General features: G+C 69.3%; 9 protein-coding genes and 3 pseudogenes. 7 read left to right on the top strand and 5 right to left on the bottom strand.

Annotation, left to right across the window (positions count from 1 at the left end; genetic code table 11):
- A pseudogene (locus O3X23_RS39810) lies at positions 1-138 on the top strand (3-beta hydroxysteroid dehydrogenase); the annotation flags it as partial.
- A 90-nt stretch (positions 139-228) separates the two neighbouring features.
- The gene (locus tag O3X23_RS39805) at positions 229-894 is read left to right on the top strand and encodes an O-methyltransferase (protein ID WP_269278837.1); all 666 of its coding nucleotides are present in this window, start codon (positions 229-231) and stop codon (positions 892-894) included.
- 54 nt (positions 895-948) lie between these two features.
- Here the strand turns inward: O3X23_RS39805 and O3X23_RS44380 are convergent.
- Positions 949-1228: pseudogene (locus tag O3X23_RS44380) on the bottom strand (IS982 family transposase); the annotation flags it as partial.
- Between the two features lie 183 nt (positions 1229-1411).
- On the opposite strand from O3X23_RS44380, the gene O3X23_RS39800 reads away from it, so the two are divergent.
- Positions 1412-1714, top strand: coding sequence for a hypothetical protein (locus O3X23_RS39800; RefSeq protein ID WP_269278834.1), 303 nt, complete (start codon positions 1412-1414; stop codon positions 1712-1714).
- 290 nt (positions 1715-2004) lie between these two features.
- Here O3X23_RS39800 and O3X23_RS39795 read toward each other — a convergent pair whose 3' ends face one another.
- On the bottom strand, positions 2005-2421 hold the full coding sequence (locus O3X23_RS39795; RefSeq protein ID WP_269278830.1) for an ATP-binding protein: 417 nt from the start codon (positions 2419-2421) through the stop codon (positions 2005-2007).
- A gap of 646 nt (positions 2422-3067) precedes the next feature.
- Between O3X23_RS39795 and O3X23_RS39790 the strand changes: the two genes are divergently transcribed.
- The gene (locus tag O3X23_RS39790; protein WP_269278827.1) at positions 3068-4072 is read left to right on the top strand and encodes a lipase family protein; all 1005 of its coding nucleotides are present in this window, start codon (positions 3068-3070) and stop codon (positions 4070-4072) included.
- 169 nt (positions 4073-4241) lie between these two features.
- Here O3X23_RS39790 and O3X23_RS39785 read toward each other — a convergent pair whose 3' ends face one another.
- Complete coding sequence (locus O3X23_RS39785; RefSeq protein WP_269278825.1) at positions 4242-4709, bottom strand: SRPBCC family protein; 468 nt, start codon at positions 4707-4709, stop codon at positions 4242-4244.
- 270 nt (positions 4710-4979) lie between these two features.
- Between O3X23_RS39785 and O3X23_RS39780 the strand changes: the two genes are divergently transcribed.
- Positions 4980-6506, top strand: a complete 1527-nt coding sequence (locus O3X23_RS39780; protein WP_269278890.1) for an alpha/beta hydrolase domain-containing protein — start codon at positions 4980-4982, stop codon at positions 6504-6506.
- Between the two features lie 172 nt (positions 6507-6678).
- Here O3X23_RS39780 and O3X23_RS39775 read toward each other — a convergent pair whose 3' ends face one another.
- Positions 6679-7545 carry a sigma-70 family RNA polymerase sigma factor gene (locus tag O3X23_RS39775; protein WP_269278823.1) on the bottom strand — a complete coding sequence of 289 codons (867 nt, stop codon included), beginning with the start codon at positions 7543-7545 and terminating at the stop codon, positions 6679-6681.
- Positions 7546-7635: 90 nt separating this feature from the next.
- Between O3X23_RS39775 and O3X23_RS39770 the strand changes: the two genes are divergently transcribed.
- Positions 7636-7932, top strand: coding sequence for a hypothetical protein (locus O3X23_RS39770; RefSeq protein WP_269278820.1), 297 nt, complete (start codon positions 7636-7638; stop codon positions 7930-7932).
- Positions 7929-8282 carry a DoxX family protein gene (locus tag O3X23_RS39765; protein WP_269278818.1) on the top strand — a complete coding sequence of 118 codons (354 nt, stop codon included), beginning with the start codon at positions 7929-7931 and terminating at the stop codon, positions 8280-8282. Before O3X23_RS39770 ends, O3X23_RS39765 begins: the two co-directional genes overlap by 4 nt.
- A 188-nt stretch (positions 8283-8470) precedes the next feature.
- Here the strand turns inward: O3X23_RS39765 and O3X23_RS39760 are convergent.
- Positions 8471-8731 (bottom strand): annotated as a pseudogene (locus O3X23_RS39760) (MFS transporter); the annotation flags it as partial.

Below are 8731 nucleotides of genomic sequence, written 5' to 3'. Positions count from 1 at the left end.
GCCCATTTCGGCTTCGTCGGCAGCTTCTTCGCCTCCACCATGACCGCGTCCAACAACGCGACCAGGCAGCTTCTGTCCTGGGAGCCCACCGGGCCGTCCCTGCTCGCGGACATCGACGCAGGCGCCTACGCGGTCTGACGGACGGTCCGACGAAGCATGGGAGGACGGCCGTCAGGGCCGTCCTCCCGTGCCCCCATCCTGTTGACCTGACCCGAAGGAGCCAGCGCCGTGCCCGCTCATCCATACACCCTCGCAGAACCACGTGTCTGCGCCGCCCTGACCCGCATGTTCGCAGCCGCCGCCCGTGACGATGAGACCGCGGCACGTTCGCGGAGCATCCAGCCCGACCGCCGGGGGTCGCTGACGGCACAGGAACTCGCCGACGCATCGCAGGAGATCTACATGCCGATCTCCGCCGACGGCGGGAAACTCCTCTACAACCTCATCCGCGCCACCAAGCCGACCTGCGTCGTCGAGTTCGGCACCTCATACGGCATCTCCACCCTGCACCTGGCCGCCGCTGTGCGCGACAACGGCACAGGTCAGGTCATCACTACGGAGATGAGCCGGACCAAGGCGGCTTCCGCCCGAACCACCTTCGCCGCCACCGGCCTCGACGATGTGATCACGGTGCTGGAAGGGGATGCCCTGCAGACGCTCGCCGCACTGCGGGAGCCGGTCGACTTCTTGTTCCTGGACGGGTGGAAGGACCTCTGCCTGCCCGTCCTCGAGCTCCTCGAGCCACACATCGCCCCCGGCACCCTGGTCGTCGCCGACGACGTGGTGCTGCCCAGCCTCGGCCCGTACCTCGACTACGTCCGCGACACGGCCAACGGCTACCACAGCGTCACCTTCCCCGTTGACGACGGCCTCGAAATCAGCTGCCGCCTCTGACCAGGCCCCTCCGGACAGCCTCGGCTGCCGGAGGGGACTCCAGCTCGTCAAGGGCAAGATCGCGGGCACCCGGCGCAGCCGCTCGTTGCAGCCGGACTGCTCAGGCAGATCGGGGAATCGGTGCCGCAGGTGGAAACCCGCATCCCGTAGCGACCGGGCCTCGGAGGGGAACCGAGCAGCGCCTGCATCACCTTCAGGGTTGCCGACTCGGCATCCGACACCCGGAGGGCGATCCCCACCTCGGCCGCCGCGGTGCCCAGCGCGGCGAAGCCTTCAGCAGGTCATCGGTCTCCACGTACAGTGCGGTAGCGAGGGAGTCCAAGTCAGCCTTCACACAACGGGCCTGGAACACCACCCCCGCCGGTGGACGTGCCCTGGGCTGCGGATCGATATCGGACAGCCGACTCAGACGGTCCGTCACGTCCTGCTCGACACTGACGCCGACATCGCCGGCAGGCTCATCGGCAGCATCACCGAGCCCACCACGTGCATCAAAGAATTGCTTCCGCCGGGTGACATGGGTTCCTGGTTCTCCTCCGAATGGGAGCCCACCGTCACCGCCGCCGTCGAGACCGCCGACGGCGTCACCCACGTGCGCATCCTGTGCGCCGACGGGGAACTCGCCGCGTGTGGCCAGGCCGGTCTCACCGATAGCGCCTGTGTCTTCGACCAGATCGTCACCGAACCGGCTCATCAGCGCCTTGGCCCCGGGACGGTGGTGATGGACACACTCACCAACGCGGCCATCGAAATCTGGGCGCGACCGTCCAGGGCCGGGGGCTCTATGAAGCGCTCGGCTGGAAGGTCCTCTCACCATTGAGCGGATTCGTCTACAAACCTGTCGCCTCGTGACCACACGCCCGCAGGAATCCGTGGAACTCAATCAGCTGGAGCCGGAGCCGGAGGCGTGCCAAGCCGGCTGGTGAAGCAGCCTCGGCAGCCGGTCCTGTCGGTGCCGACGTCCAGGGTTCTGCCCATGACATCGATAGATCTTGTTGCGTTTGACCAGGCAGGGTCTCGGTTCTGGTCATGGCTGACATCCCGGTCGCGCCCGCCGATCATCACCCGATGCGGGAAGCGGGAGCAGGGGGGAACGTTCGCTCGCTCACGTCATCCGGGGACCAAGTTCCGGGCCATGAGGGCGGAGATGGTCTTGCCGCCGGCCTGGCGGGTCACGGTGGTGGTGTGGGCGAGTCGATTGACCATGGGCCAGCCGAATCCTCCGGTGCCGCCCTTCAGGTCGGGGGTGCGCAAGCGCGGGGTCCGCGGACTGCGGTCGTGAACGGCCACCTCGATGGTGTCCGCGTGGGCGGTCAGCTCCAGGGCGTAGCTTCCGCCGCCGTGACGCACGGCGTTGGTGACGAGTTCCGAGACGACCAGGACCACGGAGTCCGCGGCCTCGGCCGCGATCGCCGGCTGTCCGAGATCATCTGCGAGCCCCTTCAGGAAATCCCGGGTGCGGTCGCGTGCGCCGGCGATGGAAGTCGTGGAGCGCAGGGGTGCGACGTCGGCCCTCATCGTGTCCATCAAGTCCACCCCGATCTGGATCGTCCTTGCCCTGTCCTGTCTGTCCAGGCTTGTGCCCCGGCCCGCAGTGCCTAACCCGGCGATGACCGACATGGGCCCTGATCACATGCCTGTTCGAGTTCGATTCCTCGTCCCCGAAATCGCGGAATCCATGGTGCAGGGTCGCAGAGACCCGACCCGCGAAGCGTCCCCTGGCCACTCCCGCCGCCCCGCCAGCCGCCTGCTGCGGCGCTGACCAAGGGCCGAAGCGACACAAATAGTATAAATACTACCGGTTGGTGACATTACGTCTTTTTCTCCCTATTCTCTCGTCCGGCACCGAGCGAAAGGACTGGAGAATGAGACGGCAGTTTTCAGCGATGACCGCGGCCTGGGTGGCCGTGCTCCTCGCGCTGAGCTGTGGCACCGCTGCCACCGCGACCACGAACCCGGACGGCGGCAAGGGAGGCAAGGGGCTGTGCGCCCCGGGCGTACCGATCGGCCCGCAGGGCGAGAGCTTCTACGACCCGCCGTCGCCCCTACCCGAAGGCGACCACGGCGACCTGATCTGGGCCCACCGTGTGGACGCCCCCAACGGTGCGCGGGCCTGCCGGATCCTCTATCTCTCGACCCTCCAGAGCGGTACCCGGTCGCCGTCTCGGGCATCGTGGCCTGGCCCGACGCCCCGGCCCCGCGCAGCGGGCGCAACGTCGTGGCCTGGGCCCACGGGACCGTGGGCGGCCCGCGGCAGTGCGCGCCCTCCGCGGTGCCGAACCCGGCCACCGATCTGGTGGGGTACTACACCTACGACAGCCCCTGGGGCATCGACGTCGGCGTGCCGGCGCTGACGCAGTTCCTCGGCTCCGGTGACGTCGTGGTCGGCACCGACTACCAGGGCCTGGGCACCGCCGGCGTGCACGAGTACACCGTCGCAGGGACGGAGACGAACAACGTCCTGGACTCGGTCCGGGCGGCCCGCCAGATCGTCGACACCCACGCGAACCGCAAGGCGGCCGTCCTCGGCTGGTCGCAGGGCGGCGGCGCGGCGGCGTTCATCGCCCAGAACTACCGCGCGTACACTCCGGAGACCCACCTGGTCGGTATCGCGGCCCTGGCGCCCGCGGCCAACCTGGGACCGGACTTCCGGGGCCTGGTGCTACCCGGCCCGACCGATGCCACCTCGGCCTCCCACAACGCGGCGCTGCGCACCAACGTCTACCGGGGCTTCCTCGCGGCCTACCCCGAACTGCAGGCCACGGACGTGCTGCAACCGGCCGGTCTGCAGGCACTGCGCGGTGACGGGGTGGCGTGCATCGAGCACTTCGCGGACGTGATCCAGAACAATGTGGGCAACGTCGGCCAGCTCGACACCCTGTTCCAGCCGCTGTCGGTGGTGCCGGAGGTCTGGCACCAGCGCTTCCGCGAGAACACCGCGGGCCTGGTCGCCTCGGTGGCGCCGATCCTGGTGATGCAGGGGACGGCGGACACCGTCATCAACCCGAACTCGACGGACGAGTACGTCAAGCGGGCCTGCCGCTTCAACAAGCCGGTCGAGTACACGAAGTACCAGGGGGCGACGCACCAGACGATCCCCAACGTCGCCATGTCGCAGTACCTGGGCTGGATCGCGGACCGCTTCGCGGGCCGTCGCCCCCCGTCCAACTGCGCCTGACGCGCCGCGCCGCAACTTCAAGGGCTCCCGGCCGGTGGACCATACCGGCCGGGGGCTCTGCTGCGTCAGGGGCGGGTGCCCGAGGCCGGCAGCCGCCAGCTCCGACAGTTGCCGACCCGCGCCGACCCACATCGCGGCGCTTCACCCGTACGCCTCAGCCCGATGTGCGTCAGCTGCCCGCTTCAACATAGGAGGCCAGGTTGGCCAGCGAGGAGGCGATTCCCGACTCGTGGGCCGCTTGGCCGATGCCGGGTGGCACGTCCGTGGCGGTGACGGTCACCTCGGTTCCATCCCCGGCGGCGGCCAGGTGCCATGTCATCGTCATGGTGCCCGCGTACGACGGGTCGTCAGCCGTGAACACCGCTCGCTGCACCACACGTCGCGCCGGGGTGAGTTCGGCGAACTCGACGTCGACGACATCCGTCGCATCAGAGGTCTTGCCGGGGCTGGCGGTGGGGTCGAGGTAGGTGAGGATCATCCGGAACCCGCCGCCCGGTCGAGGATCCCACCGCTCGATCCGCCCGCGCATACCCGCCGGGGGCAGCCATGCCTCCAGCGACTGACGGTCGAGAAGGGCGCCGTAGACAGCGGCCGGCGGTGCCGCGATCACCCGGTTGGCACGGTCGATTCTGCTCATGGACCGAGCCTAGAGCCCAAGGTGTCTGCCGGGCTCATCGCCATCGGACGCCCCCGGGCCCGGACCGACACCGGCGGCCACCCGGTCGGCGGCGGACGCGCACGCGCGGAACGGACTGTCACCCTCACAGCGCGCCCCGGCTCCTCCTGGTACCGGTCACCGCTCCTGGGACCGAACACCGGTGGATTCGCCGATGCCGGCCCGCGACGGTCCGTCGAGACTGCGGTTGCAACCCATTGGGACACGCATTCACGGAGGCAACTGGTGCGCATGCTTGCTCGGTTATCCCGGCGGTCCGTCACCGCCACCGCGCTGGGGGCGGTGCTGTGCGGGGCTCTCCTCGCCACCCCGCTGGTCGCCCCGGCCGCGGCCTCCCCCTCCACGGCCGCGAGCCCGACGGTCACCATCCCGCCCGCCGGCAGTCACGGTTTCCCGTTCCTCGCCGCGGCGGAGGACCTCGGCTCGTTCGGCTACACCGAGAGCGAGTACTTCTTCTCGGGCACCGCCACGTCGTACGCCAAGTCCGGCCTGTGGACCTCGGACGGCCGGTGGAACGTCCGCGCGTCCGGCACCGCCGCCTACACCAGCCGCCTGCTGGTACGCCGCCCCGCCGATCCGGCGCGGTTCAACGGCACGGTGGTCGTGGAGTGGCTCAACGTCAGCGGCCAGCTCGACCTCTCCCCGGACTACTGGTTCGAGCGGGACGAGCTGCTCCGCAAGGGCTACGCCTGGGTCGGCGTCTCGGCGCAGGCCGTCGGGGTCAACGGCGGGCTGGGCGAGATCAAAGGCCTGAAAGGCTGGGACCCGGCCCGGTACGGAAGCCTGGTCCACCCCGGTGACGCCTTCGCCTATGACATCTTCTCCCAGGCGGGCCAGGCGCTGCGCACCCCGCACGGAGCGGACCCGCTCGGCGGCCTCCCGGTCCAAGCGCTGCTCGCCGACGGCGAGTCGCAGTCGGCGGGCTTCATGACGACGTACGTCAACGCCGTCCAACCGGTGTCGAAGGTCTACGACGGCTTCCTGGTGCACAGCAACAGCGCGATCGGCGCGCCGATCAGCGGTGTCCTCGCCGACACTCTCCTGATGCCGAACCCGTCCCGGATCAGGAGCGATCTGTCGGCGCCGACGTTCGTCGTCCTCACCGAGACCGACGTGCCGGGCGCCGCGAGCGCACGGCAGCCGGACACCAGCAGTGTCGTGCACTGGGAGCTGGCCGGCACCGCACACGGCGACCAGTGGGCGTTCGACCTCGGCAATGCGACCGTGCAGAAGTCGGCGGGCTCGGCCGCCCCGTCGCCCGACTGCGCCGCCGGCTCGGCTCCCTTCAACGACGGGCCCGGCCACTGGGCGATGAACGCGGCGCTGCACCACCTGGCCGTCTGGGCGCGGGGCGGTGCGCGGCCGCCGAGCGGTCAGCCGTTGAGCACTGTCCTGCGTGACACGGCCACCGGCCTGGCCACCGGCGGTGTCCGCCTGCCGGACGTCACGGTGCCCACCCGTACGCTCACCGGTTCGCGGGACACCACCGGCAGCGGAGTGTTCTGCGGCCTGTACGGCGCCCGCGACCCGTGGAACGGCGACGCCGACGCCTGGGACCGGCACGACGACGGCGACCCGTCCGACCCGTCCTTCCCGGCCACCACAGAACCGGTGCTCAGCCGGCTCTACCCGACCCACGCCGACTACGTGGCCAAGGTGCGCACAGCCGCGCAGAGGTCCGTCAACGCCGGATTCCTGCTGCCGGAGGACGCGACGGCGATCATCGCCGCCGCACAGGACTCCACAATCGGCGGCTGACCCACCGGCCGCCCGCTGCCCCACGCCCCGGCGCCGCTGCGGCGTGGGGGCAGTGGCGCTGCCGGTCTCGCTGACCGTTCCGCCACGCGGCAGGGGGTACGGCCTTGGGTCGGATGGGCCCGCAGGTTGAGATGCGGCGTATTCGCAGCCGATGTCCACCAGCTGTTGCGGGTCAGGCGGTTGCTTGCGGTAGGGCGGCCGCGAAATGGTCGTCGGCTCGGGCCAGTCGCAGCGTGATTCTTGTGACCTTCTGGTTGGCCGTGCTGATCTCGATCGTGGCGAGGGGATGTCCTCCTGGGGCGATGAGGTACAACGGTTTGGTGTTGACGGTGAGTCTGCAAGCCATCTCCATACGATGACGGAAGTGCGCGGTCTCGGAGGCGATGTCGACTGCACCGATGACGGCGGTGCGGGCTCCGCGAGGCAGGAGTGCTGCGTCTGCGTCGCGGACACTGTCGGGCGCGAGCAGCTGGATCATCGTGCGCGTATCCCCGGTTCGGGCTGCTGTCAGGAAGGCTTCGACGATCTGCTGGTCCGGGCGGCTGTCCTGCTCCGAGGCGTGCTGAGCGCCGTCGAGGCGTTGTCGGGCCCTGCTGGCATGTTTCTTGGCACTGGATACTGTCCCGCCCAGCACGTGCGCGATCTGGTCGAATGGCACGGAGAACAGGTCATGCAGGACGTACGCGACCCGTTGAGACGGGGTCAACTGGTTCAACAAGACGATGAGCGCCCGGGAAACGTCCTCTGTGCGGAGGATCGCTTCGTCCGCGGCCAGTTCCGCGGCCGGGATGGCGTCCGCTAGCAGCGGCGCCTCGTTGCGACGGCGCCGGGCACGCAGCTCGTCCAAGCAGACTCTGGCGGTGACAGTCGTGAGCCACGCTGACGGGTTGTCGATGGCTGGTGAGGATCGGGCAGTCATGGCCCGCAACCATGCCGTTTGGACGGCATCTTGGGCGTCATGAGCCGAGCCGAGCATGCGGTGGGCAGCCGACAGCAGATGCGGTCGCGCGGTCTCGAATTCTTCGACCGTGATCGGCATGGGTGCCACCTGTCACCTTTCCGGGCCGGCGGACGTCAGGACGGTTGGTTGAACCCATTCCCGTTCGCTTCCCGAGGAGATGACAACGTCATGAGCCTACAGATGGTGCGGTTCCGCACCGACAGCGGCACAGCTGCCGAGGCCCGGTCGCAACTCGTGAAGGTCTTCGCCGCCCTTCACGCCGCATCACCCCAGGGCGTGGTCTACACGGCGTACTCCAGTGAGTCGGGGCCGGACTTCATCCTGGCCCTCGGGATGGAGGAGGCGGCAGAGAATCCGCTGGTGGGACTGCCGCAAGCCGCTCAGCTGCGAGAGCTGATCAGCCGAGCCGTGGGAGCGCCGGTTCCACCCGAGCCGTTCACCGTCGTGGGGTCGTACCACTCATGAGCTCCGTACTGGTCATCGCCACTGTTGTGTGCATCGTCGCGAACGCGTTCATTGCGATCGCGGACTACGCTCGGGCACCGTTCGTGCTGGCGAACTCCGCAGAGGTTCGACTCCCCCCAGCTGCCGTGCCGTACCTGGCGACCATCAAACTCGCGGGCGCGGTCGGCCTTCTCATGGGACTTCTCGGGGTCCACTGGCTGGGCCTGGCGGCAGGAGTCGGCTTGACCGCGTTCTTTGTCGGCGCGGTCCTGGCTCACGTCCACGCACGTGTCTTCTACAACATCGCCTTTCCGGGCGGCTACCTGCTCCTCGCAGTCGCCAGCACCGTCTTCTTCGTGGGCAAGCTATGACCCACGCCAACGCGCCCCTCTCCGCGGAAGGCCGCCGCCGGTTCATCGACCCCGACGGCGATACGAACCGCAAGCTGAGAAGGACCGTGGCGAAGCGGGCATACCCGGGTGACCTACCACTAATGCGCGCCCGGCACCGCCGCCTGCGTGCGGCCGGCGGCGAGGACTCCTGCCGAGCGGCGGTCGAGTCAGGAGGCTCGACGGTCCTGGCACGCCGGCCACAGAGCGAGCAGCATCAACGCGGCGGTCAGCGCGAACGCTGCCGGGTACCCGGTGTGGGCGCCGATCGCGCCGTAGCCGACGGCGCCGGCCCCCATCCCGGCGTCGTAGGCGACGTTCCACAGCGCGCTCACGGTGCCGTAGCCGGAGGCGGGCACCCTTGCGTACATCAAGGTGAGCGTGGCGTTCTGCGCGATGCCGAACCCGATGCCGAACAGCGTGACTCCGGC

Origin of the sequence: Streptomyces sp. H39-S7 (assembly GCF_027158205.1) — a bacterium.
In the GTDB taxonomy this organism is placed as follows: domain Bacteria; phylum Actinomycetota; class Actinomycetes; order Streptomycetales; family Streptomycetaceae; genus Actinacidiphila.
The sequence above is the reverse complement of the archived record's forward strand: the minus strand, read 5'-3'. Positions and strand labels throughout refer to the sequence as shown.

What these genes read in the sequence shown, in the direction of transcription:
- O3X23_RS39770 (WP_269278820.1), top strand. Translation starts at nt 7,636, where the DNA reads ATGAGCCTACAGATGGTGCGGTTCCGCACCGACAGCGGCACAGCTGCC.
- O3X23_RS39800 (WP_269278834.1), top strand. Translation starts at nt 1,412, where the DNA reads ATGGGTTCCTGGTTCTCCTCCGAATGGGAGCCCACCGTCACCGCCGCC.
- O3X23_RS39765 (WP_269278818.1), top strand. Translation starts at nt 7,929, where the DNA reads ATGAGCTCCGTACTGGTCATCGCCACTGTTGTGTGCATCGTCGCGAAC.
- O3X23_RS39785 (WP_269278825.1), bottom strand. Translation starts at nt 4,709, where the DNA reads ATGAGCAGAATCGACCGTGCCAACCGGGTGATCGCGGCACCGCCGGCC.
- O3X23_RS39795 (WP_269278830.1), bottom strand. Translation starts at nt 2,421, where the DNA reads ATGGACACGATGAGGGCCGACGTCGCACCCCTGCGCTCCACGACTTCC.
- O3X23_RS39780 (WP_269278890.1), top strand. Translation starts at nt 4,980, where the DNA reads ATGCTTGCTCGGTTATCCCGGCGGTCCGTCACCGCCACCGCGCTGGGG.
- O3X23_RS39775 (WP_269278823.1), bottom strand. Translation starts at nt 7,545, where the DNA reads ATGCCGATCACGGTCGAAGAATTCGAGACCGCGCGACCGCATCTGCTG.